At 71.1% G+C, this 26,299-nt stretch carries 25 protein-coding genes; 15 read left to right on the top strand and 10 right to left on the bottom strand.

Annotated elements, in window-relative coordinates; all coding sequences use genetic code 11:
• Positions 1 to 216 precede the first annotated feature (216 nt).
• From panD to I8N67_RS24320, 3 genes are read left to right on the top strand one after another with little or no spacing between them, the layout of a single operon-like run.
• Complete coding sequence (gene panD / locus I8N67_RS24330) at positions 217 to 636, top strand: aspartate 1-decarboxylase (RefSeq protein ID WP_200305474.1); 420 nt, start codon at positions 217 to 219, stop codon at positions 634 to 636.
• Between the two features lie 37 nt (positions 637 to 673).
• On the top strand, positions 674 to 1,018 hold the full coding sequence (locus I8N67_RS24325) for a GNAT family N-acetyltransferase (RefSeq protein ID WP_200305472.1): 345 nt from the start codon (positions 674 to 676) through the stop codon (positions 1,016 to 1,018).
• 29 nt (positions 1,019 to 1,047) lie between these two features.
• Positions 1,048 to 1,311, top strand: coding sequence for a hypothetical protein (locus I8N67_RS24320; protein WP_307835349.1), 264 nt, complete (start codon positions 1,048 to 1,050; stop codon positions 1,309 to 1,311).
• 139 nt (positions 1,312 to 1,450) lie between these two features.
• Here the strand turns inward: I8N67_RS24320 and gnd are convergent, their stop codons facing one another.
• Complete coding sequence (gene gnd / locus I8N67_RS24315) at positions 1,451 to 2,890, bottom strand: NADP-dependent phosphogluconate dehydrogenase (protein ID WP_200305470.1); 1,440 nt, start codon at positions 2,888 to 2,890, stop codon at positions 1,451 to 1,453.
• A 336-nt stretch (positions 2,891 to 3,226) separates the two neighbouring features.
• Here gnd and I8N67_RS24310 point away from each other — a divergent pair, with 336 nt between their 5' ends.
• Entirely contained in the window at positions 3,227 to 4,336 is a 1,110-nt protein-coding gene (locus I8N67_RS24310; RefSeq protein WP_200305468.1) for a transglycosylase family protein, read from the top strand.
• 87 nt (positions 4,337 to 4,423) lie between these two features.
• Here I8N67_RS24310 and I8N67_RS24305 read toward each other — a convergent pair whose 3' ends face one another.
• On the bottom strand, positions 4,424 to 5,545 hold the full coding sequence (locus tag I8N67_RS24305; protein ID WP_200305466.1) for a DMT family transporter: 1,122 nt from the start codon (positions 5,543 to 5,545) through the stop codon (positions 4,424 to 4,426).
• 228 nt (positions 5,546 to 5,773) lie between these two features.
• Here I8N67_RS24305 and I8N67_RS24300 point away from each other — a divergent pair, with 228 nt between their 5' ends.
• The 5 genes from I8N67_RS24300 to I8N67_RS24280 all read left to right on the top strand — a co-directional run bounded on the left by I8N67_RS24300 (position 5,774) and on the right by I8N67_RS24280 (position 12,377).
• On the top strand, positions 5,774 to 6,493 hold the full coding sequence (locus tag I8N67_RS24300) for a (2Fe-2S)-binding protein (protein WP_200305464.1): 720 nt from the start codon (positions 5,774 to 5,776) through the stop codon (positions 6,491 to 6,493).
• 93 nt (positions 6,494 to 6,586) lie between these two features.
• Positions 6,587 to 7,738, top strand: coding sequence for a glycogen synthase (gene glgA / locus I8N67_RS24295; protein ID WP_200305462.1), 1,152 nt, complete (start codon positions 6,587 to 6,589; stop codon positions 7,736 to 7,738).
• 45 nt (positions 7,739 to 7,783) lie between these two features.
• The gene (glgC, locus tag I8N67_RS24290) at positions 7,784 to 9,004 is read left to right on the top strand and encodes a glucose-1-phosphate adenylyltransferase (RefSeq protein WP_200305460.1); all 1,221 of its coding nucleotides are present in this window, start codon (positions 7,784 to 7,786) and stop codon (positions 9,002 to 9,004) included.
• Positions 9,005 to 9,240: 236 nt separating this feature from the next.
• Positions 9,241 to 10,587, top strand: coding sequence for a wax ester/triacylglycerol synthase family O-acyltransferase (locus I8N67_RS24285; RefSeq protein WP_200305459.1), 1,347 nt, complete (start codon positions 9,241 to 9,243; stop codon positions 10,585 to 10,587).
• Positions 10,588 to 10,883: 296 nt separating this feature from the next.
• On the top strand, positions 10,884 to 12,377 hold the full coding sequence (locus I8N67_RS24280) for an SDR family NAD(P)-dependent oxidoreductase (RefSeq protein ID WP_200305457.1): 1,494 nt from the start codon (positions 10,884 to 10,886) through the stop codon (positions 12,375 to 12,377).
• Here I8N67_RS24280 and I8N67_RS24275 read toward each other — a convergent pair.
• The gene (locus I8N67_RS24275; protein ID WP_200305455.1) at positions 12,356 to 12,886 is read right to left on the bottom strand and encodes a hypothetical protein; all 531 of its coding nucleotides are present in this window, start codon (positions 12,884 to 12,886) and stop codon (positions 12,356 to 12,358) included. The two genes, I8N67_RS24280 and I8N67_RS24275, sit on opposite strands and share 22 nt — an antisense overlap.
• A gap of 504 nt (positions 12,887 to 13,390) precedes the next feature.
• Here I8N67_RS24275 and I8N67_RS24270 point away from each other — a divergent pair.
• Together I8N67_RS24270 and I8N67_RS24265 are read left to right on the top strand one after the other, a co-directional pair.
• Entirely contained in the window at positions 13,391 to 13,564 is a 174-nt protein-coding gene (locus tag I8N67_RS24270; protein WP_200305453.1) for a hypothetical protein, read from the top strand.
• A gap of 52 nt (positions 13,565 to 13,616) precedes the next feature.
• Positions 13,617 to 14,099 carry a GNAT family N-acetyltransferase gene (locus I8N67_RS24265; protein WP_200305451.1) on the top strand — a complete coding sequence of 161 codons (483 nt, stop codon included), beginning with the start codon at positions 13,617 to 13,619 and terminating at the stop codon, positions 14,097 to 14,099.
• A gap of 6 nt (positions 14,100 to 14,105) precedes the next feature.
• Here the strand turns inward: I8N67_RS24265 and I8N67_RS24260 are convergent, their stop codons facing one another.
• Together I8N67_RS24260 and I8N67_RS24255 are read right to left on the bottom strand one after the other, a co-directional pair.
• Positions 14,106 to 15,455 carry an amidase gene (locus I8N67_RS24260; protein WP_200305449.1) on the bottom strand — a complete coding sequence of 450 codons (1,350 nt, stop codon included), beginning with the start codon at positions 15,453 to 15,455 and terminating at the stop codon, positions 14,106 to 14,108.
• Between the two features lie 162 nt (positions 15,456 to 15,617).
• Complete coding sequence (locus I8N67_RS24255; RefSeq protein WP_200305447.1) at positions 15,618 to 17,042, bottom strand: lipase maturation factor family protein; 1,425 nt, start codon at positions 17,040 to 17,042, stop codon at positions 15,618 to 15,620.
• 80 nt (positions 17,043 to 17,122) lie between these two features.
• Between I8N67_RS24255 and I8N67_RS24250 the strand changes: the two genes are divergently transcribed.
• Positions 17,123 to 19,210, top strand: a complete 2,088-nt coding sequence (locus I8N67_RS24250) for a SpoIIE family protein phosphatase (RefSeq protein WP_200305445.1) — start codon at positions 17,123 to 17,125, stop codon at positions 19,208 to 19,210.
• Between the two features lie 252 nt (positions 19,211 to 19,462).
• A complete protein-coding gene (locus I8N67_RS24245; RefSeq protein ID WP_200305442.1) occupies positions 19,463 to 20,332 on the top strand; it encodes an Fpg/Nei family DNA glycosylase in 870 nt (289 codons plus the stop codon).
• 82 nt (positions 20,333 to 20,414) lie between these two features.
• Here the strand turns inward: I8N67_RS24245 and I8N67_RS24240 are convergent, their stop codons facing one another.
• From I8N67_RS24240 to I8N67_RS24230, 3 genes are all read right to left on the bottom strand, one after another.
• On the bottom strand, positions 20,415 to 21,074 hold the full coding sequence (locus I8N67_RS24240; RefSeq protein WP_200305440.1) for a hypothetical protein: 660 nt from the start codon (positions 21,072 to 21,074) through the stop codon (positions 20,415 to 20,417).
• Between the two features lie 207 nt (positions 21,075 to 21,281).
• Positions 21,282 to 21,797, bottom strand: coding sequence for a hypothetical protein (locus I8N67_RS24235; RefSeq protein ID WP_200305438.1), 516 nt, complete (start codon positions 21,795 to 21,797; stop codon positions 21,282 to 21,284).
• A gap of 134 nt (positions 21,798 to 21,931) precedes the next feature.
• A complete protein-coding gene (locus I8N67_RS24230) occupies positions 21,932 to 22,477 on the bottom strand; it encodes a sigma-70 family RNA polymerase sigma factor (RefSeq protein WP_200305436.1) in 546 nt (181 codons plus the stop codon).
• 277 nt (positions 22,478 to 22,754) lie between these two features.
• Between I8N67_RS24230 and I8N67_RS24225 the strand changes: the two genes are divergently transcribed.
• Complete coding sequence (locus I8N67_RS24225) at positions 22,755 to 23,921, top strand: CapA family protein (protein ID WP_200305434.1); 1,167 nt, start codon at positions 22,755 to 22,757, stop codon at positions 23,919 to 23,921.
• A gap of 74 nt (positions 23,922 to 23,995) precedes the next feature.
• Here the strand turns inward: I8N67_RS24225 and I8N67_RS24220 are convergent, their stop codons facing one another.
• Positions 23,996 to 24,457, bottom strand: coding sequence for a universal stress protein (locus I8N67_RS24220; RefSeq protein WP_200305431.1), 462 nt, complete (start codon positions 24,455 to 24,457; stop codon positions 23,996 to 23,998).
• Positions 24,458 to 24,603: 146 nt separating this feature from the next.
• Here I8N67_RS24220 and I8N67_RS24215 point away from each other — a divergent pair, with 146 nt between their 5' ends.
• Positions 24,604 to 25,461, top strand: a complete 858-nt coding sequence (locus I8N67_RS24215) for a polysaccharide deacetylase family protein (protein WP_200305429.1) — start codon at positions 24,604 to 24,606, stop codon at positions 25,459 to 25,461.
• Between the two features lie 58 nt (positions 25,462 to 25,519).
• On the opposite strand, the gene I8N67_RS24210 is transcribed toward I8N67_RS24215, so the two are convergent.
• Entirely contained in the window at positions 25,520 to 26,191 is a 672-nt protein-coding gene (locus tag I8N67_RS24210; protein WP_200305482.1) for a class F sortase, read from the bottom strand.
• Positions 26,192 to 26,299: the final 108 nt, after the last annotated feature.

Here is a 26,299-nt window from a genome sequence, read left to right as displayed (position 1 = left end):
CCCTAGTTCTCGCGCACTCCGAGACAGGTGCTCGAGCGGATGCTTGGCCGACGATGGCGCAACAGCCTGGTGGGCGTGGAAGCCCAGGCAGGGAGTCTGCTCGCAGAGTGAAGCGACGTTCCTCACAATCATCGACTCCGACACGTGCCGATGTACAGTAAAGACCGCCCTTGACCTGCAGAAAGCAGGCAGGGAGCCGTCTTCCAGGAGTCCAAAGTGCTGCGTACTGTGTTCAAATCCAAGATCCACCGCGCCACCGTCACCCAGGCCGACCTGCACTATGTCGGGTCCGTGACCATCGACGCCGATCTGCTCGACGCCGCCGATCTGCTGCCGGGCGAGCTCGTGCACATCGTCGACATCACCAACGGCGCGCGCCTGGAGACGTACGTCATCGAGGGCGAGCGCGGGTCGGGGGTCGTCGGGATCAACGGCGCCGCGGCCCACCTCGTCCATCCCGGAGATCTGGTGATCATCATCAGTTACGCTCAGGTCTCCGACGCCGAGGCCCGGACCCTGGAGCCCAGGGTCGTGCATGTGGACCACGACAACCGGATCGTGGCGCTGGGCGCGGACGCGTCCGCGCCGGTGCCGGGTTCGGATCAGCGGCGCAGCCCGCAGGCCGTCACCGTCTGAGGCCGCCAGGCGTCGCCGACCGCAGACGAGGAGTGCCATGAGCGACCCTGAGATCCGCGACGACCGGGCGGCCGGCCGCCTGGAGGCCTTCGCCGGGGACGGCCTGGCCGGTCACATCCAGTACTTCGTCCTCGAAGCCCCGCGACGCGCCCTCGTCCCGGTCCACACGATCGTCGAGCCCGCGCACGAGGGGAAGGGCGTCGCCGGCTCACTGGCCCGGCAGTCGTACGGCATCGCGGCCCGCGAGGGCATCGTCGTCGCACCCCTGTGCCCGTACGTCGTCAAGTGGGCCGAACGCCACCCCGACGAGGCCCCGGCCGTCGACCCGGAGCTGCTGCGGGCGGCGAAGGACTGGCTCATCGCCCACCCCGAGGGGTTCTGAGGTCACGGCCGCGGATACCCGCCGACCGGGTGACTGCCCGTGCGGTCGGCGGGTACTCGTGGCACAAGTCCATGGCCGACGTACGTATCCACTGGCTGGAGGACGCCATGACCCACCCCGACCCGGACCCCATGCGGCCCAGCCCCACGCCGGGCCCCGGGCCCGACCACCCGGACCCCAACCCGCCGGTCCCCTTCCCCGACCCCGTCCCCACCCCGGAACCCGACCCGGTCCCGAAGCCCCCCGGCCCGGACCCGATCCCGGGCGAACCAAGGCCGAGGCCGCTGTCGTAGGACGTGAGGTAAGCGGGACAGGAGTGGCCCGGCGCGGACTTCTCCACGCCGGGCCACTTCCGCGCTTCAGAGGCGCGGGGAACCGCGCGACCAGCCACAACCGACCCGCGGCCGCCGACCGACCCGCAGTTTCCGCTTCTTAGGCCTCCACCTCGGACCGCCCCTGCCCCCACAACGTGTGGAACGACCCCTTCCGGTCCACCCTCCGATACGTGTGCGCCCCGAAGAAGTCCCGCTGCCCCTGCGTAAGCGCCGCAGGCAACCGCTCCGCACGCAGCGCGTCGTAGTACGCGAGAGCCGCCGCGAAGCCGGGCGTGGGCACGCCCTGGCGGGTCGCGGCCACCAGGACCTCGCGCCAGTCGTCCTGCGCCGCCCCGATCTCCTGGGCGAACGTGTCGTCGGAGAGCAGGCTCGGCAGGTCGGGCCGGGCGTCGTACGCGGCGCGGATGCGGTCCAGGAAGGCCGCGCGGATGATGCAGCCGCCACGCCAGATGGAGGCGACCTTGCCGAGGTCGATGTCCCAGTCGTACTCGTCGCGGGCGGCGTCGATCTCGTGGAAGCCCTGGGTGTACGACACGATCTTGGAGGCGTAGAGCGCCTGCTCGACCCGGTCGGCGAAGGCGCCCGCCTCGGCCGCGCTGAGCGGCGTGGCCTTGGGGCCGGCCAGCGAGCGCGAGGCGTCGCGCAGGGCCGCGTGGCCGGAGAGGGAGCGGGCGAAGACCGCCTCGGCGATGCCGGACACCGGAACGCCGAGGTCCAGCGCGATCTGGACGGTCCAGCGGCCGGTGCCCTTCTGCTCCGCCTGGTCGACGACCACGTCGACGAACGGCTTGCCGGTGGCCGCGTCCACGTGCGCCAGCACCTCGGCCGTGATCTCGATCAGGTACGAGTCGAGCCGCCCGGTGTTCCAGGTGCGGAAGATCTCCGCGATCTGCGCGGGGGTGTAGCCGGCCACATCGCGCAGCAGCTGGTACGCCTCGCCGATCAGCTGCATGTCGGCGTACTCGATGCCGTTGTGGACCATCTTCACGAAGTGCCCGGCGCCGTCCGGCCCCACATGCGTCACGCAGGGTGCCCCGTCGGAGGCCTTCGCGGAGATCTTCTCCAGCATCGGGCCGAGCGAGTCGTACGACTCGGCCGGGCCGCCCGGCATGATGCTGGGGCCGTTGAGCGCGCCCTCCTCGCCGCCGGAGATGCCCGCGCCGACGAAGTGGATGCCCTGCGCGCGCAGCGCGGCCTCACGGCGGCGGGTGTCGGCGAAGTGGGCGTTGCCGCCGTCGATGATCATGTCGCCGGGTTCCAGGAGCGGCGCGAACTCCTCGATCACCGCGTCCGTGGGGCCGCCCGCCTTCACCATGACAACCAGACGCCGAGGCCGCTCCAGCGCCTGCACGAAGTCCTTGGCGGTCTCGGCCGCGATGAAGTCGCCCTCGTGCCCGTGTTCCTTCACCAGCGCCTGGGTCTTCGCCGCCGAGCGGTTGTGGACGGCGACCGTGTAGCCGTTGCGCGCGAAGTTGCGGGCGAGGTTGCTCCCCATCACCGCGAGGCCCGTGACGCCGATCTGGGCTGAAGTGCTCATACGGTTGGCTCCTATGGATCCTGATATCGGTGGTGCCGTTCCTGCCCGCCAGTATTGTCCTCCCGGCCATCCTGACGTGCACCGGCCCCGTCCGCACTGCGCGGCCTGCCGGGCTTGAGTACGCGGAAAGGGCCCCACCTGCCTCAATAGGGCGTGCAACCGGTTCATTTGTGCGCCGTCCCTGGTCACTCGCGCGCCGGACAGAGGCACTTACGCGCCGGAGCAGGTCGCTTACCCGCCACTCGCGGGACTGGAGCGGCTGGTTTTTCGTCTTGTCATGGCCGGTTCGGGGCGCTTACTTTTGCGGCTCATGGCATATGCGAGGGGGGCTTCTCCATGGCCGCACGCGGTCGGCACCGCCGGTACCAGCCGAACAGGATCAATCGCGCCTCACTCACCGTCACGGCGGGCGGCGCGGGGATGGCGCTTCCGCTGATCGGCACCGGGGTCGCGGAGGCGGCCGATGTCGAGACCTGGGACAAGGTCGCGGCCTGCGAGTCCACCAACGACTGGAACATCAACACGGGCAACGGCTATTACGGTGGCCTCCAGTTCACCCAGTCCACCTGGGAGGCCTACGGCGGCAGGGCCTACGCGGCCCGTGCGGACCTGGCCACCAAGGCCGAGCAGATCGCGATCGCCGAGAAGGTCCTCGACGGGCAGGGCCCCGGCGCCTGGCCCGTCTGCTCGGACCGCGCGGGCCTCACCCGGGGCGGCGGGTCCACGCGCACGATCGAGGACGTGAAACCGCAGACCACGCCCCAGTCGCAGGCGGGCAAGGTCGACATGTACACGGTCGTCCGGGGCGACACCCTGTCCGAGATCGCCGACTCCCAAGAGGTGAAGGGCGGTTGGCGCGGGCTCTACACGGCCAACCGCAAGACCATCGGCTCCGACCCCGACGTGATAATCCCGGGCCAGCGGTTGAGCCTGGACACGGCGGGCGGGAAAAAGGAACAGAAGAAGGAAGAGAAGCAAGAACAGAAGAAAGAACAGAAGCAGGTCCAGAAGGAGCAGACCTCCGAGAAGCGGCAGGAGTCGGCGTCCTTCGTCGCCCCCGTGAGCGCCTCCCTCGGCACGCCCTACCGCGCCTCCGGTTCCTCCTGGTCGAAGGGCTACCACACGGGCGTCGACTTCCCCGTGCCGACCGGCAGTACCGTGAAGTCCGTCGCGTCCGGTCAGGTCGTCACCGCCGGCTGGGCGGGCTCCTTCGGCTACCAGGTGGTGATCCGGCACTCCGACGGCCGCTACACGCAGTACGCCCATCTGTCGGCGATCTCCGTGAAGTCCGGTCAGAGCGTGAGTACGGGCCAGCGCATCGGCCGCTCCGGCACCACGGGCAACAGCACGGGCCCGCATCTGCACTTCGAGGTGCGGACGGGGCCCGGCTTCGGCAGCGACGTCGACCCGATCGCCTATCTGCGGGCGGGCGGCGTACGGCTCTGACGCCTCTGGGCGTCCGACGCTTCCGACGCGTCTGATGTGTCTGACGCCTCTGGACGCCGAGCGGGAGGCCCGTTCCGGGCCTCCCGCTCAGGATTTGACGCGGTCGCGGCCGCGGTGCCGGTCGCTGTGCGGCCTCGGCACATACAGCTCGTCGTGGAACGGGCGCAGCGGCACCCGGTCGGCCGGATCGTCCTCCCCGTGCGCCGTGCTCCCGCGCAGGAACGGGGCCGGTACGACCACGGGCTTGCCGAGGTCGATCGCGTCGTCGGCGGCCGGGACCCCGGTGGGCCGGCGCGGCAGGCCCGCGAGCAGCTTCTCGACGGTGAGCGACTCCTGGTCGGCGGCCGTGACACCGGCGTCGACCCGCTCGGGGCGGACCTCGTCACCGAGCCGCTCGGTGGTCAGCAGGATCAGACCGCCCGCCGCGACGACCCCGCAGCCCAGTGCGAGCAGGGTGCCGGTCGTGCCGTAGCGGAACGTCTCGCCGAACATCGTGATGCCGACCGCGGCCGCCACCACCGGGTTCACCACGGTGAGCGTGGCGAGCGGGGCCGCGAGGCCGCCGCCCCGGTAGGAGGCCTGGGACAGCAGCAGACCGGCCGTGGCGAAGACGCCTATGACCGCCATGGTCGGCACGTCGGAGAGCGTGATGCCGTCCGTCCAGTCGACGGTGACCGTCTTCGTGAACACCGAGGACATACCGAACGCGATGCCGGAGGCGACCGCCAGCAGGATGCTACGGACCGCCGGGTGCCGGTGCGCGGCGCGGCCCGCCATCATCAGCGCGACCACCGCGCCACCGCTGACCACGGCGAGAACGACCCGCTGCGCGGTGTCCAGGGACTGCGCATCGGCCGAGCCGACCAGGCAGAGCAGTCCCGCGAGACCCACCGTCGCCATGATCGCGCCCCGCCAGGCCGTCGCACCCGCTCTGCGGCCGACGAAGAGCGCCGCCATGGGCAGGGCGAAGACGATGGTCAGCGCGCCCAGCGGCTGCACCAGGCTCAGCGGGCCGAAGGCCAGGGCCACCACGTGGAGCACTCCGCCCAGGCCGTTCAGCCCGACGGCGGCCCACCAGACCGGTCGGCGCAGCGGCGCGTAGGACTGACCGGGGGAGGACGCCGCGACATGCTCCTGCACGATCGCCCCACCCGCGTACGCCACGGCGGAGACGAACGACAGCAGGATGGACAACGCGAGGGCGCTCATGGGCGTCTCCTCTGCGATGTGCGCGGGCTCCCGGCCCGGCGTGGCGAACGCTCGGCTTTCATAGTGACCACGATGCCTCGCGAAAGTGCCCGGGTCGTCGTACCTGAGCACTCATTCGGTCCTACTGCCGATGGAGTACGAGGGGCCCTCCGTCATACCCTGGACGGGCGACATGGAGTGCAGGCCTCCGCGCGAGTACACCCGCGGGGCCTGCTACTACTCGTCCTCGTGGACCACGACCCAGGCCTCACCGCCCTCTCGGCCCTCGGCGCTTTCTTCGTACTACGCACGGGGGAACCACCGCACAGCGCGCTGCCCACGCTCGCGGAGGCCTATGCGGCACGGGATGCCGATGTGGAAAAGGAGGTTTACGCGAATCCCGTAATTTTCCGTGTCCGAAAGGTCGCGCGGAGCGTCCGGGCCCCCGAGCCGCGCGTGGCCGCATCCATCGCCCACCTCGGCTTCGCCGCGCGCCTGTGGTCGGTGGCCCTCGGCGCGGCCGCCCTGTACGACCGCGTACCCGATCTCGATCCACGCCTCCTACGCTGGGACGCGGACGCGAGCGCCCCGGACGAGCTGTGGCTGACCGAGGTACGGAGCCTGCCGGCCGAGCGGATCGGCGACGTCGTACGGGACGGCCACCTCGTACCGCTGGCAGCGGCTCTGCGCGCTCAACTGCCCGTCTCCGCACGCCTGCTGTGGGGAAACGCGGCCTCCGCGCTGATGGGCGCCGTGCGCCAGATCGACCGCTGGGCCATCACCAACGGCCGTATGGAGGTGGCGAGTCGGGCCCGCGCCCGTGCCGCCGAACTGTTCGCGCACCCCGACCTGGCGGGCACCCTGGACCCCGTGACGCACCGCCGCCGCAGCTGCTGCCTGTACTACCGGCTGCCCGGCGGCGGACTGTGCGGCGACTGCTGCTTCGACCGGCCGCCCGGCCGCACCTGACCTCGGTGACGCGCCCGCGCGAAATCGCGCTCTTCCCCAACCGACCCTTGTGGGTGACCATGTGGGAACCAGCCACGAGACAGGGGGTTCCGGGTGCGAGTCGGCCTGCTGACCCGGGAGTACCCGCCGGACGTCTACGGTGGCGCGGGGGTTCATGTCGAGTTCCTCGCCCATGAGTTGAGGGCCCTCGTCGACCTGGACGTGCACTGCTGGGGCGAGGGCGCGGCCGGCGGCGTCGTACGCCACCGGCCCTGGTCCGCGCTGGACGGCGCCAACGACGCGCTGCGCACCTTCTCCGTGGACCTCTCCATCGCGGCCGGTCTCGAAGGCCGCGAACTGGTCCACTCGCACACCTGGTACGCCAATCTCGCCGGCCACTTCGGCAAGCTGCTGCACGGCATCCCGCACGTCATGACCGCCCACTCGCTGGAGCCGCTGCGCCCCTGGAAGGCCGAGCAACTGGGCGGCGGCTACGCCCTGTCCAGCTGGGCCGAGCGCACCGCCATCGAGTCCGCCGACGCGGTCATCGCCGTCTCCGCCGCCATGCGCGACGACATCCTCGGCTGCTACCCCGCCCTGGACCCGGACCGGGTCCGCGTCGTGCACAACGGCATCGACACCTCCCTCTACCGGCCGGACCACGGCACGGCCGTCCTCGACCGCATCGGCCTGGACGCCGCCCGCCCGTACGTCCTGTTCGTCGGCCGCATCACCCGCCAGAAGGGCGTGCCCCACCTGCTGCGCGCCGTCCGGGACATCGACCCGGCCGTGCAGGTCGTGCTCTGCGCGGGCGCGCCCGACACCCCGGAGATCGATCAGGAGTTCCGCGACCTCTTCGCGGAACTGAGCCGCGTACGCGAGGGCCTGTTCTGGATCCCGCAGATGCTGCCCCGCCCGGACGTGATCCAGCTCCTCACGCACGCCACCGTCTTCGCCTGCCCGTCGGTCTACGAACCGCTGGGCATCGTCAACCTGGAGGCCATGGCCTGCGGAACGGCCGTGGTCGCCTCGCGGGTCGGCGGCATCCCGGAGGTGGTGGAGGACGGCGTCACGGGCCTCCTCGTGTCGACGGAGGACGACTTCGAGGGCCGGCTGACCCGCGCCCTCGACTCGGTGCTCGCCGATCCCGCGACCGCCGCCCGGATGGGCGAGGCAGGGCGGGAGCGTGCGGTGCGGGAGTTCGGCTGGGACGCGGTGGCCCGGCGCACGGTCCACGTGTACGAGGAAGTCCTCAAACAGGGGTAATCAAAGGGCAGGGCTGGGCACAACCGGGCGTAGAGGGGCGGCGGCATGCGGCGCGGTGGACCTTCGGTGCTGGGAATCGTACTGGCGGGGGGCGAGGGCAAGAGGCTGATGCCCCTGACCGCCGACCGCGCGAAACCAGCGGTGACCTTCGGCGGAACGTATCGCCTCGTGGATTTCGTACTCTCCAACCTCGTCAACGCCGACATCCTGCGCATCTGCGTGCTCACGCAGTACAAGTCGCACTCCCTGGACCGGCACATCACCACGACCTGGCGGATGTCGAGTCTCCTCGGCAACTACGTCACGCCGGTCCCGGCCCAGCAGCGGCTCGGCCCGCGCTGGTACCTGGGCAGCGCGGACGCGCTGCTGCAGTCGCTGAACCTGGTGCACGACGAACGGCCCGAGTACGTCGCCGTCTTCGGCGCCGACCACGTCTACCGCATGGACCCTCGCCAGATGCTGGCGCAGCACATCGAGGGCGGCGCGGGTGTGACGGTGGCCGGCATACGCGTGCCCCGCGCCGAATCGCCCTCCTTCGGAGTGATCACCCCGGGCTCCGACGGCCGGACCGTCGAGCAGTTCCTGGAGAAGCCGGCCGACCCGCCGGGCCTCGTCGACGACCGCGAGCGCGTGTTCGCCTCGATGGGCAACTACATCTTCACCACCAAGGCCCTGGTGGAGGCGCTCCAGCGGGACGCCGAGGACGAGAACTCGGTGCACGACATGGGCGGCTCGATCCTGCCCCAGCTCACCGACCGGGGCGAGGCGCAGCTGTACGACTTCAGCGCCAACCACGTACCCGGCGAGACCACCCGCGACCAGGGCTACTGGCGGGACGTCGGCACCCTCGACGCCTACTACGACGCCCATATGGACCTCATCGCGGAGCGCCCCGCCTTCAACCTCTTCAACCGCACCTGGCCCATCTACACCAGCTCCGGCCAGCTCTCGCCGGCCCGCTTCAACGCGGGCGGCATCGCCAGCGAGTCGATCATCAGTGCGGGCTGCCTCATCCGGGGGCAGGTCACCAGGTCCGTCCTGTCCCCGGGGGTCGTCGTCGACCCGGGCGCCGTCGTCCAGGGCTCGGTCCTGCATGACAACGTCCACATAGGGCGGGGCGCGGTCGTACGGGGTGCCGTGCTCGACAAGAACGTCCAGGTGCCGCCGGGCTCCACCATCGGGGTCAACCCCGAGCGGGACACCGAGCTGTACACGGTCTCCAAGGGCGGAGTGATCGCCCTGGGGAAGGGCCAGCAGGTGCCGTAGCCGTCACGGGGGCTGGGTCGAAAGAGGGACGGCCGACTGTGCGCTCCGTCACGCCGTGCTGGGCCGGGTGGGTTGTCATGGCTGCCGAGTGACCACAGATGTCCCATGAGTCCCGCCTTTCACCACGTGGCGGGACTTAATCTGTTGTTAACTGTGCGTAGCTTGATCGTACTTGACCGTAATCGCTCCAGGGCGATTGACTGCTGGCTCAACCGTCGTCGACGCGAGGCAAGCCATTGACTTCTGACCCGCTCGCCCCACTCGACCTGGCGTTCTGGAACATCGAGTCCGCCGGACATCCCATGCACCTGGCTGCCCTCGGCGTCTTCTCGGCGGACTCGCCCTCCGCGGGTGCCCACGCCGCCGACCTGCTCGCCGCCCGGGCCGTCGGGGTGCCCGGGCTGCGCATGCGGATCCGGGACGTATGGCGCCCCGACGTACGGCTGCCCCTGGCGTTCGGCGGCGCGACCCGCGAGTCCGTCACCGACTTCGAGCCGTTCGAGCACGTACGGCTGCACGCGCCCACCGCCGACTTCCACGCGGTGGCCGGGCGGCTGATGGCGCGCCCGCTGGAGCGCTGGCGGCCGCCGTGGGAGGCGCATGTGCTGCCGGGGGAGGACGGCGCCTCCTTCGCCGTGCTGTTCAAGTTCCACCATGCCCTCGCCGACGGGCTGCGGGCGCTGACGCTCGCCGCCGCCGTCATGGACCCCATCGACATGCCCGCGCCCCGGCCGCGCCCCGCGGCGCCGCCGCGCGGGCTGCTCGAAGACGTCCGCAAACTGCCCGAGCTGGTCCGGGGCACCCTCTCCGACCTCGGCCGCGCGCTCGACATCGGCGCGTCCGTCGCCCGCACCACGCTCGGCGCGACGCTGGGCGACCGCTCGTCGGCCGCGCTGACCGCCGAGCCCAGCGGCACCCGCCGTACCGCCGGTGTGCTCGTGGACCTCGACGACGTCCACCGGATCCGCAAGACCGTCGGGGGCACCGTCAACGACGTCCTCATCGCCGTCGTCGCGGGCGCGTTGCGCCGGTGGCTCGACGAGCGTGGCGACGGCAGCTACGGGGTCGCGCCCCGGGCCCTGATCCCGGTCTCCAAACGGCGCCCACGCACCGCGCACCCCCAGGGTAACCGGCTCTCCGGGTACCTGATGAAGCTGCCGGTCGACGATCCCGATCCGCTCGGCCGGCTCCGTACGGTCCGTACGGCGATGGACCGGAACAAGGACGCCGGGCCCAATCGGGGCGCCGGGGCGGTGGCCCTCCTCGCCGATCATGTGCCGGCCCTCGGGCACCGCCTCGGCGGGCCCCTCGTCAGCCAGGCGGCCCGTCTCTGGTTCGACATCCTCGTCACCAGCGTGCCTCTGCCCAGCCTGGGGCTCCGCCTCGGGGGCTGTCCGCTCGCCGAGATCTACCCTCTCGCTCCGCTGGCGCACGGTCAGTCGGTCGCCGTCGCCGTCTCCACGTATCGCGGGAGCGTCCACTACGGGCTTGTCGCCGACGCGGTGGCCGTGCCGGACCTGGCGCGGCTTGGCGCGGCCGTGACCGGGGAGGTGGAGGAGCTGCTGGCGGCGTGCGCGCCGTGACGGTTTCCGGAGCTTCCTCGCTGGGGGGCTGCGCCCCCAGACCCCAGCTGTCGGCCTGAACGGCCTCGTCCTCAAACGCCGGACGGGCTGAAGATGCCGGCCCGGGCTGCGAAAATCCAGCCCCTCCGGCGTTTGAGGAGCGGGGTCCGGGGCGGAGCCCCGGGGATGGGGCGGGTAGGGGCGGCGGGGGCGAGGAAAGCCTTTTTTGGTGACCTGGCCCGCCGCTCCGTAGAATTCCGCGTTCGAGAAAGCGAGCGCGCCCGGAGCGCCGCAGGTGATCATGGAACGGCGACGCGATGACGGTGACAGAGGACGGCCCCGCGACCACGGACGAGGTCGCGTACGGCCCCGGAATCGACCCCGACCGGCTCGCCGTATGCCTCAGCGTGCTGGAAGAGCTCGACAAGCTGGAGGTCGACCACCCGGACGCGATCGCGGTGCGCCGGGCCACGGCCGGCGTCTACCGCACCGTGAAGCAGCGCCGCCGCCAGGAACGCCGCGCCGCCAAGACGGAGCACGACAAGTCGGTCACGGAGTCCACGGCCACCGGCTCCGCGCAGCGGATCGACGACGAGACGGAGGGCATCCTGCCGTCGTCGGTGACGGAGGCGGGGCAGATCGCGGGGATACTCCAGCGCCCGCGCTCCTGCTACGTCTGCAAGGCCCGCTACGTTGAGGTCGACTACTTCTACCACCAGCTCTGCCAGGCGTGCGCCGCCGAGAACCGGACCCGACGCGAGGCCCGCGCCGACCTCACCGGCAAGCGCGCCCTGCTCACCGGCGGCCGCGCCAAGATCGGCATGTACATCGCCCTGCGGCTGCTGCGCGACGGCGCGCACACCACCATCACCACGCGGTTCCCCAAGGACGCCATCCGCCGCTTCAAGGCCATGGACGACTCGTCGGACTGGATCCACCGCCTGGAGGTCGTCGGCACGGACCTGCGCGACCCCGCCCAGGTCGTGGCGCTGGCGGAGCAGGTCGGCGAGCAGGGGGCGCTAGACATCCTGATCAACAACGCGACGCAGACCGTGCGCCGCCTGCCCTCCGCGTACGCCGCGCTCGTCGAGGGTGAGTCCGCCCCGCTGCCGGCGGGTGAGCTGCCCGCCCACCACGTCATCGGCGCGTTCAACTCCGGCGCGGTCGACGCACTGACCGCGCTGCCCGCCGGGGTGACCGGCCTCGACGCGCAGAAGGTGGCCGACCTGGCGCTGGTCGCAGGCAACGCCAGCGTGGCGCGGCACCTCGACGGCACCGCCATCGACGCGGGCGGACTGGTCCCCGACGTCGTCGACTCCAACACCTGGGTGCAGTCCATCGAGCAGATCTCCCCGGTGGAGCTGCTCGAGACCCAGCTGTGCAATTACACGGCGCCGTTCATCCTGATCAGCACGTTGCGGCCGGCGATGGCGGAGGCCGCGCGCAGGGCCCGCAGCAAGCGCGCGTACGTCGTCAACGTCTCGGCGATGGAGGGTGTGTTCAGCCGCGGATACAAGGGCGCGGGCCACCCGAACACCAACGCCGCGAAGGCAGCCATGAACATGGTGACGCGGACCAGCGCCGACGAGATGTTCCAGACCGACGGCATCCTGATGACCTCGGTCGACACCGGCTGGATCACGGACGAGCGCCCGCACTACGACAAGCTGCGCCTGGCCGAAGCCGGCTTCCACGCCCCGCTCGACCTCGTCGACGGCGCGGCCCGCGTCTACGACCCCGTCGTCCGGGGCGAGCACGGCGAGGACCTGTACGGCGTCTTCATGAAGGACTACGCGCCCGGCAAGTGGTGAGGCCCCGCGCTCACCCGGCCCGCCCGGTCCGCCACCAGTTCCAGCACCGTGCGCCAGTCCTCGAGGACCCCCGCGTCCACCCCGGCGGACCGGCCCGCCTCGTCGGCCTGACGCAGCGTCAGCACGTCGTCGACGAGGCCGGCGTCCACCCAGCCGCCCGCGTGCAGCCGTACGAGGTCGTCCGGGCCGAGGACGTGCAGGCGTACGAGATGGGCGACCCGTTCGCCGAGCAGCGGCCGTACCGCTTCGCCGGCCAGGTCCGCGTGGCTCGTGTCGTCGCCGGGCCGCAGGAAGTGCCCTATGGCGTGGACCAGGCCCGCCACCTGGAGTTCCTTGTCGGCGGGCCGCCCCCGGCGTAGCAGCGCGGCGGTCCGCAACGCGTGGTCGTGCGCATCGGCGCAGGTGCCCGGCCGGTGGTCCGGACCGTCCCGGCGGTGCTCCCGTGTCTGCCCGCCGCCCCGGCAGGCGTGCAGCAGGTCCATCAGCTCCGCGACGTTGCGCAGTTCCATGCGTCGTTCCTCCCGAGTTCGCCCGCGAGAAATGCCGTTGCGACACATGAGCAGATCATGGTCGGCTTGCGCTTCGGCCAACAGGACCTGAACTACGTGCCGAGGGCAGAGATCCGATGGGTCGCCGGACCGTCGTAGGACCGGTGCGGGGTTCGAGCATTAAGCCGAACGAGTGATGAGAAAAGCGTCGAAATAGGCTAAATAGCCTTACGGCAAGGCGTGCTGGATACAGAACGACTCAAGACAGTTACCTCTTGTTTTCAGCCCCATCGAGCGGGCGCCCGCTCATTTGGTTACTCTGTACCGGACGGACAGCCTTATATGGGTCCCACCCACACCCACGGTCCGTCCCGGGACAAGCCGGTCACCACGGCCTGCTCTCGCACCAGGCAATAGGCGCCACCGCGTCCGAACTGACATCGACTCAGACCCGAGCGGACGTCAGGCGCGCAGCGGCAGGCTGGGCCGACGTCCCGAGGGTGACCGACACATAAGGAGTGCGCGGTGACACCAGAGAAGACGAATCGCGACCAGCCCCCCAAGGAACGCACCGAGGGCGGCGGCCGGTCGAAGAAGGAGCTCGGCAGCCTGGAGGTGTGGGCCAGGTCCGCTCCCATCCGACTGGCGGGCTACGAGGACGACCTCGCCGAGCCCCACATCCTGCCCAGCGTGGACTGACCGGCAGGACTCTCGCGATCGCCGTCTGCATGGGCGTGCCAGACTCACGCCCATGCAGATCAGAGAAGCCACCGCCGAGGACTGGCCCGGGATCTGGCCGTTCTGGCACCGCGTCGTCGCCGCCGGCGACACCTACACCTGGGACCCGGGCACCTCCGAGGAAGCTGCCCGTGCTCTGTGGACGGCCCCCGCCAAACGTGTGTACGTCGCCGAGGACGACACGGGAGCCATCGTCGGCTCCGCCTACCTCACCCCCAACTACGGGGGCCCCGCCGCCCGCATCGCCAACGCGGGCTTCATGGTCGACCCGGACCACGGCGGCCGCGGCATCGGCCGGGCCCTCGCCGAACACGTCCTCGCCGCCGCCGAGGCCCACGGCTACCGGGGCATGGTGTTCAACGCCGTCGTCGAGACCAACCCCGCCGTACGCCTCTGGACCTCCCTCGGCTTCACGATCCTCGGCACCGTCCCGGACGCCTTCGACCACCCGAAGGACGGCCGGGTCGGGCTGCACATCATGTACAAGGCGCTGTAGAGGCCGTCAGTCGATCGGTGCCGTCCGCCGCCACGGGTGCAGCTCCTCCAACCGGCCCGCCACCGCCAGGAGTTCGAGCTCGGAACCCGGGCGGCCGACCAACTGCACCGAGCAGGGCGCGCCCGACGCGAGCGTGCCGAACGGCACCGACATGGCCGGCCAGCCGGTGAGGTTCCACGGCGGGGTCAGCGGCGAGTAGTTGGTGTTCACCAGCAGATTGCGCAGCCAGCCCCGCTCGTGCCAGTTCGCGGCGGCGGGCCCGCGCCGGGCGAGCGCCGGGGTGAGCAGCACGTCGTGCTCGGCGAAGAACGGCTCCAGGCGACGGCGCAACCGCTCCCGGCGGTCGCCCTCGCGGACCCCTTTCACAAAGCGGCGCCCCACGGCCGCGTGCACCCGGGTGCGCCGGGTGAGCAGCTGCGGATCGAGGCCCTCGGCGTCCACCGCCGTCCCCGCCGTCCAGTGCGCCAGCGACGTCGTGCCCAGCCAGAGGGGGTACGGCGGATCGGCGGGCCGGACCCGGTGGCCCGCCCCGGCCAGCAGTTCGGCGGCCCGGCGCGCGGCATCGGCGTACGGGCGGGTGACGGTCACGCCGAGCAAGGGGCTGCGTACGGAGAGGGCGATGCTTGGGGTGCTCGGGGCGGTCGCGGCCGGCTGTCCGGTCTCGGTGCCCGCCAGTACCCGGAACATCAGCAGGGCGTCCTCGACGGTCGTCGCGAGCGGGCCGTTCTCGGACATGCCGAACCAGTCGCCGTGCCCGATGTCCGCCGGGACGACCCCGAAGCCCGGCTTGAGGCCGACCAGACCGCAGTTGGCGGCCGGTATGCGAAGCGAGCCCATCCCGTCGTTGCCGAGGGCCAGCGGCACCAGCCCGGCGGCGACCGCGGCCGCGCTGCCGCCCGACGAACCGCCGGTCGTGCGCGAGGTGTCCCACGGATTGCGGGCGGTGCCGTGCACCCCGTCCGTGGTGCCGAAGACACACAGCTCGGGCACGTTGGTGAGCCCCGCGACCACCGCGCCCGCCGCCCGCAGCCTGGCCACCGTCACATGGTCGTCGTCGGCCGCCGTGTCCGGGGTCGCGGCCGACCCGTTGCGGGTCGACTCGCCCCGTACGGCGAGGTTGTCCTTGACGGCCACCGGCACGCCCGCCAGCGGGAGTTCCGCGAGGTCGGCCCGCGCGGCCACCTCGTCGGCCTCCGCCAGGGCGGCCTCCGCCCGCACCCTGCGGAACGCCCCGACCCGCCCGTCCAGCGCCGCGATCCGCGCCAGATGCTCCGCCACCACCTCCCGCGGCGTGACCCGCTTCTCCTGTACGGCGGCGGCTATCTCGGCGGCGGTCCGGCCGACCCAGCTGGTCACGGGCGCTCCCTGGCGGTGTCGTGCGCGTCGGTGTCGTACGCGACGGGGGTGCGTACCCATGAGTAACGACCGAGTACGAGGAGCACTGTGCCCTGCGGGACGGCCCCGCGTCGAGAGGCCGCGGGGAAGAAGCCCGGCCCACGGACGGCACGAGAACGCCCGCTACCGCTTCCGTGCGGGAGACATGGCCAGCCGTGTCGGCGGCATGAACTCCCGTACGTACGTCCGCTCCCAGCACGCCCCCGTCTTCCGCAGTTCCCGCCAACCCGTGTAGCGGTAGCGGAAGAGGCGGGCGCGGACGAAGCGGGGTGGCGCGTCGGCAGGGAAGGGGGAGCGGCGGAGCAGCCGGAGGGTGTCGCGGTCGTTCTCCAGGAGCCGTTCCGCCATGGCGCCGAACCAGGAACCGGCGTACGCGGGGGACAGCGCCGCGAACCACATCAGCCAGTCGAGCCGCAGATGGTACGGGGCGAACTGGCGCGGCCAGCGGCGTGGATCACCGGGCTTGCCCTTGAACTCGTACTCCAGCCAGGGGGAGTCCTCGCGCGGCGTGTCGTCCGCCGTCCCCTCGACGACCACCTCGTACCGCACCCTGCTGACGCTGCCGAAGGCCCCATAGGTGTTGACCAGGTGGAGCGGGTCGAAGGAGCGGTTCATGACCTGGCGGCGGGAGAGCAGATTGCGGACCGGATGGTAGCTGAGCCAGAGGACCAGCGCGGCGACGGCGAGGACGACGACCGTGTACCAGAGGGGTGCGTCGCGGGTGTCCGGGGCGGTGGTCCCGAAGTCGACCGCGGACAGGGCCAGCACGATCGTGATCCAGTTCAGCCAGGCGAAGTTGCCCGACAGGATCAGCCACAGCTGGGTCAGGATCATCAGCGAGGCGGCGGCCGTGGCGATCGGCTGCGGGGTGAAGAGGAGGAAGGGGACCACGAGCTGGGTGACGTGATTGGCGGCCACCTCGACGCGGTGGAACGGCTTGGGGAGGTGGTGGAAGAACCAGCTGAGCGGGCCCGGCATCGGCTGGGTCTCGTGGTGGTGGTCGAGGCAGGTCAGCTTCCGCCAGCACGGGTCGCCACGCATCTTGATCAGTCCGGCGCCGAACTCGACCCGGAACAGCACCCAGCGCAGCAGGAACAGCACCACGATCGGTGGCGCCACCTCGTCGTTGCCCAGGAACACCGCGAGGAAGCCGACCTCGAGGAGCAGTGACTCCCAGCCGAACGAGTACCAGGTCTGGCCGACGTTCACGATCGACAGGTACATCGCCCACGGCACGAGCCACAGCGCCATACCGGCCCAGAGCGGCAGGAGCGAGTCCAGCCCCGCGACGAGCGCCGCCGACACCGCACAGCCCGCCCAGGCCCACGTCGCGAAAAAACGGTCCGAGTAGTGGCGGTGGAAGACGCTCGGGGCGTGCCGGAAGGGCACCCGCTCGACGAAGCGGGGCACCGGGAGCATGCCGCGCTCACCGATCAGCGCACGGAACTGCAGGGCCGCCCCCAGAAAGGCGACCAGATAGATCGCTGCCAGCGACCGCTGGAACAGCAGACGGCTGAGCCAGCCGTCGGGTGTGGTGAACCACTCCATGGCTCTCGCGCTCCTGGATCGCGGGCCGGGATAGGGCCCCTCCACTCGAATAATCGGGCAAATGCTGTCAAAGTTGCCCCATGGTTGATCGGGGATCGAGCGACTCGGAAGTCCCGGACGACTGGCTCGCCCACCCGGACCCGGTCCTGGCGCTCAATCTCATGGGCACCTTCGACTGGGATCTCGACGCCGGTGCGTTCCACATGGACGCCACGGCCCACGAGATCTTCGACGTACGCCCGGACGAATACGACGGCAAACCGGAGTCGCTGTCCCTGCGGGTACCCCCGATGGAGGGCCGCAGACTCGACACCCTGGTCTCGAAGGCACTCAAGGACGGCAGCGAGAACTACGGCGCCTACTTCCGCATCCGGCTGCGCGATGGCACCCTGCGCTGGACCCACACGCAGGGCTACATCCGCCGCGACGCGACGGGCCGCCCGTACCGCGTCATCGGCATCGTCCGCGACGCCACCAGCGAGCTGCGGGAGATACGGGCCCGCACCGACCAGGCCGCGGACGACGAGGCCCGCCGCCGGCAGACCAACGTCGTGCAGGTCATCACAGCCGCCCTGGCCCACGCCCGTAGCGTCCAGGACGTCATCGACGTCCTGGAGGACACCGACGGCCTCACCCACCTCGGCGCCACCAGTCTGGTCATGGGCCTGGTGGAGGCCGGGCGCGTCCGGATGGTCGCCGCCGGCCCCCAGGACAGCTATGTGCCCGGCACCCGGGTCACCCGCCTCGACGTGAAGTACCCGATGAACGAGGTCGTACGGCACCTCGTACCGCACTTCATCGAGTCGCCGGAGGAGTTCGCCGAGTCGTATCCGCTGCTGTGGCCGCACATCACCGACCTCAAGATCACCTCGGCCGCGTATCTGCCGCTGATCGTGCAGGCGCGGCCCATCGGCGCGATGGGGCTGCTCTACAACGACCGGCGCGGCTTCAGCCGGGAGGAGCGCGACGTGCTCGTCGCGCTGGGCAGCAGCATCGCGCAGAGCCTGCAGCGGGCCATGTTCTACGAGCAGGAGAAGGACCTCGCCGAGGGCCTCCAGCAGGCCATGCTGCCCCGGTCCATCCCCAGTGTTCCGGACGCCGACATCGCCGTCCGCTACCGGGCCGCGTCGATCGGCGGCTCGCTCGGCCGGGACATCGGCGGCGACTGGTACGACCTCATACCACTGCCTGGCGGCCGGGTCGGCGCGGTCATCGGTGACGTCCAGGGCCACGACACGCACGCGGCCGCCGTCATGGGCCAGCTCCGCATCGTCCTGAAGGCCTACGCCACCGAGGGTCACACCCCGGCCACCGTCATGGCCCGCGCCTCCGTCTTCCTCGACGAACTCGACACCGACCGCTTCGCGACCTGCCTCTACGCGGAGGCCGACCTGGCCACCGGCGTGGTCCAGGTGGTCCGGGCCGGGCACATAGACCCGCTGATGCGGCACGTCGACGGCACCTGTCACCGGGTGACCGTGGACGGCGGACTGCCGCTCGGGCTGTCCGCCGAGTTCGGCGGCCTGGAGTACCCGGTGACCGCCATCGAAATGGACCCCGGGCAGACGCTGCTGCTGTGCACCGACGGCCTCATCGAGCAGCCCGGCGCCGACCTCGACGACGGCATGCGGACCCTGAAGGCACTGATAGCCACCGGGCCGGACGACGTCGACGACCTCGCCGACCGGCTCATCGACGTGGCCGAGGAACGTGGCGGCGACGACGATGTCGCTCTGCTCCTGCTGCGCCGCCGCAGCGAGAGCGCCGAGCAGCCCGGCGGGCGCCTCCAGCAGCATGTCGGGGCCGGCGACCCCGAGGCGCTCACCGAGGCCCGGCACATGATCGGGGCCGCCGTCCGTACGTGGGGCGCGCGCGACCGGGCCGACGAGATCGAACTCGTCGCCGACGAACTGATCACCAACGCCCTCATGCACACGGAGGGCTCCGCCATCGTCACCCTGCGCGCCCTCGCCGGGACCGACTGTCGGCTACGGGTCGAGGTCGAGGACTCCTCCAGCGCGCTGCCCCGACGCCGGGAGGCGGGGGAGTCCGGCGTGTCGGGGCGGGGATTGCTCCTCGTCGACCGCCTGACGGACGTGTGGGGAGTGGAGGCGCGGGGTGGGGGGAAGTGCGTGTGGTGCGAGTTCGTGGTTTCGGGGCGGGGGTGAGGTGGAGCCGGGTGCGCCCAAGAGCCCGATCGGGGCGGTATTCGGGCGGCTGCGGGTGGTCCGTGGTTGGTCGCGCAGTTCCCCGGGCCCCTTGAGGGGCGCGACGTCTGCTGGGAATCGGCCCGCAGGGCCATTCAGGGGCGCGGGGAACTGCGTGACCAGCCCCCACGCACCCGCGCACTCCCCACCCACCCCGGACACCCTCCGACACCACCGCCTGGCGCCGCGGACACCACGTGGCACCCTGGACGTATGCCGGAACTACCGGAGGTCGACGCACTCCGCGACTTCCTGGTCGGGAATCTCGTCGGCCACGAGGTCGTCCGCGTGCTGCCCGTCGCGATCAGCGTGCTGAAGACGTATGAGCCGCCGGTCACGGCCTTCGAGGGACGGGAGGTCACGGGCGTACGGCGGTACGGGAAGTTCCTGGACATCGAGGCGGACGGCGGCGAACTGCACCTCGTGACGCATCTGGCCCGCGCCGGCTGGCTGCACTGGAAGGACCGGCTGCCCGACGGCCCGCCCCGGCCGGGCGGCAAGAGCCCGCTCGCGCTGCGCGTCGCCCTGGAGACCGGCGGGGGCTTCGACCTCACCGAGGCCGGGACGCAGAAGAGGCTGGCGGTGTACGTCGTACGGGACCCGGCGGAGGTCCCCGGCATCGCCCGGCTCGGCCCGGACCCCCTCGCCGACGACTTCGACGTCAGCCGCTTCGCCGGGCTGCTCGCGGGTGAGCGGCGCCAGATCAAGGGCGCGCTGCGCGACCAGAGTCTGATCGCGGGGATCGGGAACGCGTACAGCGACGAGATCCTGCACGCCGCGAAGATGTCGCCGTTCAAGCTGGCCTCGTCGCTGACGTCGGAGGAGACCCGGCACCTCCACGAGGCGCTGCGCACCACACTCACCGAGGCCGTCGAACGCTCCCGGGGGCTGGCGGCCGGGCGGCTGAAGGCGGAGAAGAAGAGCGGGCTCCGGGTCCACGGCCGTACCGGCGAACCCTGCCCGGTGTGCGGCGACACCGTCCGGGATGTCTCCTTCAGCGACTCGTCGCTGCAGTACTGCGCCACCTGCCAGACGGGCGGCAGACCGCTCGCGGACCGGCGTCTGTCAAGGTTGCTCAAGTAGTGCGGCCATGATCCGCAACCATTGAAGGTACGGACCAATCAGGCGGGGCGATTCATGCGGACGCGGATCGGTTCGATCCGGTTCAGCGCCAGGCCGGGGCCTTCAGGGTCACCAGGAGTTCGCCCTCCTGGCTGCGTACCTCGAAGTGGCTGATGTCCTCGCGCTGCATGGCGGTGCCGCCCATCATCGTGGAGGCGTTGTCGGCGTCCTCGGGGGACTTCCAGTTGGCGGCCGTCTCCTCGGAGCCGTCCTTGCCGATCACGACGAGCCGGCAGGCGTGGGCACCGTCCGCCTCCTTGATCTTCAGTTCGATTTCGCTGCCCCAGACCTGGTCATCGGCCCTGACCTCGGCCCACACGCCCGTCTTGGAGTCGGTGGCGGCGACCGTGTCCGGTGCCTCGCCCGGACCTGCGAGAACGGCCACGGCGGGGCCGCCCGCGGCGATGACCACGGACGCGGCCAACGCGAACAGCCAGCGCCTGCGCTTCGCCCGGTGCCGGGCCGTCACCTCGTCGAGCAGCCGACCCAGCAGTCGGGGGCCGGGCGCCGCGAAGGGGTGCACGGCACGCGGTGTCGCGTTGCGGTACAGCATCAACTGCCGGGCTGCTGGACGGAACTCGGTGACCTGTACCGCGCACTGGGGGCAGCCGCGGACATGGTCCTCGAAGTGGAAGGACTCCACCTCGTCCAGCACGCCCAGCGAGTACGCGCCGACGTCGTGATGACGATCCTGGGACCACATGGCAATTCCTCGGGCCGGTGTGCGGTGGGGGTTGCTTCCTGCCCCCACCGGTACGGACCAGACCGGCGAATCACTCAAGCCTCACAGCCAATGCCAACCAAAAGATTCGGAGCCCTCCGCCAGCCGGATTGGTCCCGAACCGAAAAAGATGGTTCACCAAGGCCGGAACAGGTGGATGGCCTGCACCTGAACACGGGGTCGCCGGGACTAGAAGAGATGGATCGCCAGATGCCCGAGCGGCAGACCGAGCCGCCAGGCCGGAGTCCAAACCTTTGGACCGTCGTCCTCGCCGAAGACCGCGCCGCCGCCCGGCACCGCGTCCAGGTCGGGTGCGAGCAGCTCCGTCTCCTCCAGCCAGCTCCAGGTCGCCTCTGCCAGTGCCAGGTCCGGCGCCGGGCCGCCCCTCTCCAGCGTCTCGGCGGTCAGATGGGTCATGCGCTCGCACACCCAGTCCTGCCACGGCTGGTCGTACGCCGTCAGCGACAGCCAGGTCTCCAGCTGGGTGACGACCCGGATACCGGAGAGCTCACCGCCCGCGTCCGAGAGGAAGATGGTGAGCGCCAGGGCGTCCCGCCCCGCCCGGAACTCGAAGGACGTCGGTGGCATCAGGTCGCCGGTCCGCAGCAGCTCCTCGGCGATGTACTCGGCGTAGAACCACGCCATCGGGACGGTGAGTTCGCCGCCGCCGGCGCCGTCCGTGCTCTCTTGACCTCTGTGCAGCATCCCTTCCTGCCTTCCTCCGGTGCGTGCGCGTCGCCCATCCCGGGCCCCAGTCCGGAACACGGATGAAGACAGCTGATTGCTCAACCATGGTCTTCAGCAAGGCGCTTTACGGAGGCTTGACTCAGCCATGGGTTTCACCGCAGGTCGGTCGAGTAACCGGGAAGCACCCGGCGCAGGGCGCGCAGCGCGTAGTACGCGCGGGACTTCACCGTACCGGGCGGGATTCCGAGGGCTTCGGCGGCTTCCGCCACACTCGCACCCTGGAAGTACACCTGCACCAGTACTTCACGGTGCTCGGGAGTGAGTGTCTTCACAGCCTCGCGCACATCGAGGGTGGCCACCGACCGTTCGGCGTGGTCGGCCATCACACGGGCGTTCTCCAGTACCGCGTCCCCCACCTCGGCCGGGCGCGCCTGCCGAGCCCGCCGCGCGTCTATGGCGAGCCGCCGCCCGACGGTGAGCAGCCAGGGGCGTACGGAGTCGAAGTCGTCGGCGCGCAGTGCCTCGGGGTGTTGCCAGGCGCGTACGAGGGTCTCCTGCACCAGGTCCTCGGCGCGTTGACGGTCCCCGTCGGAGAGCCGCAGCAGCAGGGCGAAGAGGGGGCGGCCGTGTTCGCGCTGGACTTCGGCCAGCTCGTGTTCGGCGGTCGTCCCGTGGGTGATCGTGGTTCCGGCCGTCATGGCCGTATGGGAACGCGGGGCGCTCCGTGTGGACAGGGGCCGGTCACGGATGTGCGGCGGGCGGTCGAACCTGTCGGCGAACGGTGCGACGAACGGTCTGCCGGTGTTTTCGGGGGCTCCGCCCCCGGACCCCCATAGGCCTTCGGCCTCGTCCTCGAACGCCGGACGGGCTAATCATGCACCCGTGCGCCGGTATGCCCACTTGACTGCTGTGTACGCCTGTATGTGGATTCGTACTAACTCATCATCAAATACGACTGCAACGGGGTGCTCATCCATGACCGCACACAGGCGACCCACGCTCGCGGCCCTCGCCGCCCTCCTCCTCGCGGCGACCGCCGCCTGTCAGCATCAGGGCTCGCCCCGGCCGCCCGGCCGGCCCGCGCCCTCGGCCCCCGCCAAAGACGCCCGCGGCTTCACCCTCGTCGCCTCCGGCGACGTCCTCCCGCACATGTCGATCATCGAGAGGGCCTACCAGGACGCGGGCGGCGACGGCTACGACTTCCGGCCGATGCTCGCGGGGGTGAAGCCCGTGGTGTCGGGTGCCGATCTGGCGATCTGCCATATGGAGACGGTCTACGGGGCGGACGGGAACTACAGCGGCTACCCCGCGTTCAAGTCCCCGCCGCAGGTGGCGGACGGGCTCGCGGCCACCGGGTACGACGCGTGCTCCACCGCCTCGAACCACACCCTGGACGACGGCGCGGCCGGTATCCATCGCACGCTGGACGCGCTCGACCGCGCCGGCGTGCGGCACTCGGGATCGGCGCGTACGGCGGAAGAGGCGCGGAGCCCGACCCTGATGCGCGCGGGGGGCGCGCAGGTCGCGCATCTGTCGTACACATACGGCACGAACGGCATCCCGCTGCCGACGGGCCGCCCCTGGGCCGTCAACCTGATCGACCGCGAGCGGATTCTCACCGACGCCCGGACCGCCCGGCAGGCCGGCGCCGACGTCGTGGTCGTCTCGCTGCACTGGGGCACCGAATGGCAGGACGCGCCGGACACCCAGCAGCTGAACCTCGGGGAGGAGCTCACCGCGGCCGCCACCGGCGGGCGGCCCGACATCGATCTGATCCTCGGCACCCACGCACACGTCCCGCAGGCCTACGAGAAGGTCAACGGCACCTGGATCGTCTACGGGATGGGCGACCAGATCGCGGGCACGATGTCCAACCACTCGGGCGCCACGGACCCCCGCGGCAACCAGGGCACCCTGGCCCGCTTCACCTTCGCCCCGCCCGCCCGCGCGGGCGCCCGCTGGGCGGTGACCAAGGCGGAGTTCGTGCCGCAGTGGTTCGACCTAGGCCCGGGCCGGGTGGTCGACCTCAACGCCGCGATCGCGTCCGGGGCCGGGGCGGACGTCACCCGCGTACGCGACCGCATCCGGGACGTCGTCCTCAGCCGGGGCGCGGCGCAGGACGGGTTGGTCATGGGGCGGTAGCCGCCGGGCGCGCGGCCCGGCCACCGATGAGTTCATCCGCTACGGGCTACGGGCTACGGGCTACGGGCTACGGGCTACGGCACGACCGTCACCGGCCAGCGTCCCGCCTTCACCAGGCGGAGTGCCACCGAGCCGACGAACCGGTGGCCCGCCTGCTGGGAGGCGCCCACCACCACCGCGTCGGCCTTCAGACGGTCCGCGGCCGTCACGAGGCCGTTGTACGGGTCGCCGCGGAAGGTGTGGAACTCCCAGCGCACCTCGAAGATGCCCTTGACCTGCTCGGCGGCCTCCCGGATCTCCGCGACGAGGTGAGCGGCGATCTCGTCGGTCGTCCCGGCCACCGGCACCCCCAGCGCCGCACTGGCCGCCAGCAACGGCTGCACGTACACGATCGCGAGCAGCGCGTGCTGGCGGCGGGCGAGGCCGGCCGCGTAGGCCACGGCGCGCAGCGACGACTCGGAGCAGTCCAGGCCGACGAGGATGACCTTGGGGCCGTCGGTGCCCCGTTCGAACCGGGATGCCTGCTGATCGGTCACGGTCGCGAGGCTGTCCGAGCACCCGGGCTCCGGCGTGCGCCGGGTGATCACCGGGGGCGCGGAAAACTACTCCCATCGAGTGTTTCCATACCGCCGCACCGGTGTCGCGGTGGTGCGGCGTCCCCGACTTGGTCGACTGATGAGTCATGACGAAGGATCAGATGTTCACACGGCGCCGTCTGTTCATCGGCGGAGCCGCCCTGTTGGGCGCGGTCGGCACCGCCGGCACCGCCGCTCTGCTCATCGGCGACGGAGCCTCCGGCCCGGCCCCGACCCGCGCCGCCGCCCCGGCCGCCGGTCCGGCGGCCCGCCGGGCGCTCAAGCCCTCCGCCTACCGTCTCCAGCCCATCGCCGGGTACGGCCCGACCGTCCGGCGCCGCACCCTCGTCCCCGCCGCCGTCCGGCGCGAACCGTTCCTGCGCGTGGACGGGCGCGGCCGGACCATGGTGCTGACCTTCGACGACGGCCCCGACCCGCGCTACACCCCGGACATCCTGCGCATCCTCCGCGACCACGACGTCCGCGCGATGTTCTTCGTCTGCGGCGAGATGGCGGTCCAGCACAAGGACCTGCTGCGGGAGATGGCCGACGACGGCCACGTGGTCGGCAACCACACCTGGTCCCATCCGCTGCTCCCCACCCTCTCCCGGTCCAGGATCCACGCCGAGATGGCCCGCACCAGCGAGATCATCGACAAGGCGTACGGCGAACCGCCGCTGTGGTTCCGCGCGCCGTACGGTGCCTGGAACCGGGCCGCGTTCCGGTTCGGCGCCGAACTCGGCATGGAGCCGCTGGCCTGGACCGTGGACACCCTCGACTGGCGGGCACCGGGCGCGCACACCATCGCAGCGCGGGTGGAGAAGGGCGCGGGCCCCGGTGTCGTCGTGCTCTCCCACGACGCGGGCGGCGACCGCTCACAGAGCGTACGGGCCCTGCGCCGCTATCTCCCCGAACTGCTGGACTCCGGCTATCACGTCACGGTGCCCCAGCGGGAATACACGTAGGGCGGAGATTTCGGTACAGAAATTCCGATGGGCTTTCGCCCGCCCGGTCGGGGAGCGCTCAGCGAACCTCGACCAGGCGGGCGAACACGACGACGTTCCCGTCGTAGCCGTTCTGCTTGGAGAAACCGCCTCCGCAGGTGATGACCCGCAATTCGGGAATTCCACTGTTCCCGTAGACCCGGTCGCCGGGGAAGTTGTTCTTCTCGAAGACCTCGATCCCGTAGATCTCGAACACGGCGGTCTTCGCGTCCCCGCGCTGGACCTCGATCCTGCCGCCCTTCTTCAGCGCCCCGAGTCCGTAGAACACGGCGGGCCCCTGGAAGTTGTCGACATGGCCGACGACCACGGCGGTGCCCTTCTCGCCGGGGGAGACCGCGCCGGTGAACCAGCCCGCGAGGTTCGCGTCATGGGCCGGCGGTGCGTCCACCCAGCCCTCCGAGTCCAGACCGACGGGCACGACCGGCGCGTCGACCTGGATGGAGGGGATCCGCACCCGTTCGACCAGGGCGTACGGCAGCGGATCGGGGACATTGGTGAAGGTGCCGTGGGGTGTGGTGCGGCCGTCGGCGGCCGCCGCCGACGCGGGCTGCGGCGGCCCGACGTCGAACTCCCCCGAACCATTGCGAATGAGAGCGAGGCCGGTCAGCAGGACAAGCGCTATCACGCCCCACGGAGCGCGCTTCTTCCGCCGCTCCTCCTCTTCGGCCTCTGCCGGTCCGGACGAATACATTCGCCATCCCCTCTCGACACGGCCGTCGCCGCGTCCGTCGCGCATACGAAAACGCTAAGCGTGCCGCACGGCGACGGCGACAAGGCAGGGGCGAACGGGTGGCGGTGA

Origin of the sequence: Streptomyces adelaidensis (assembly GCF_016598475.1) — a bacterium.
GTDB lineage: Bacteria > Actinomycetota > Actinomycetes > Streptomycetales > Streptomycetaceae > Streptomyces > Streptomyces adelaidensis.
This window is presented reverse-complemented; position numbering and strand designations above follow the sequence as displayed.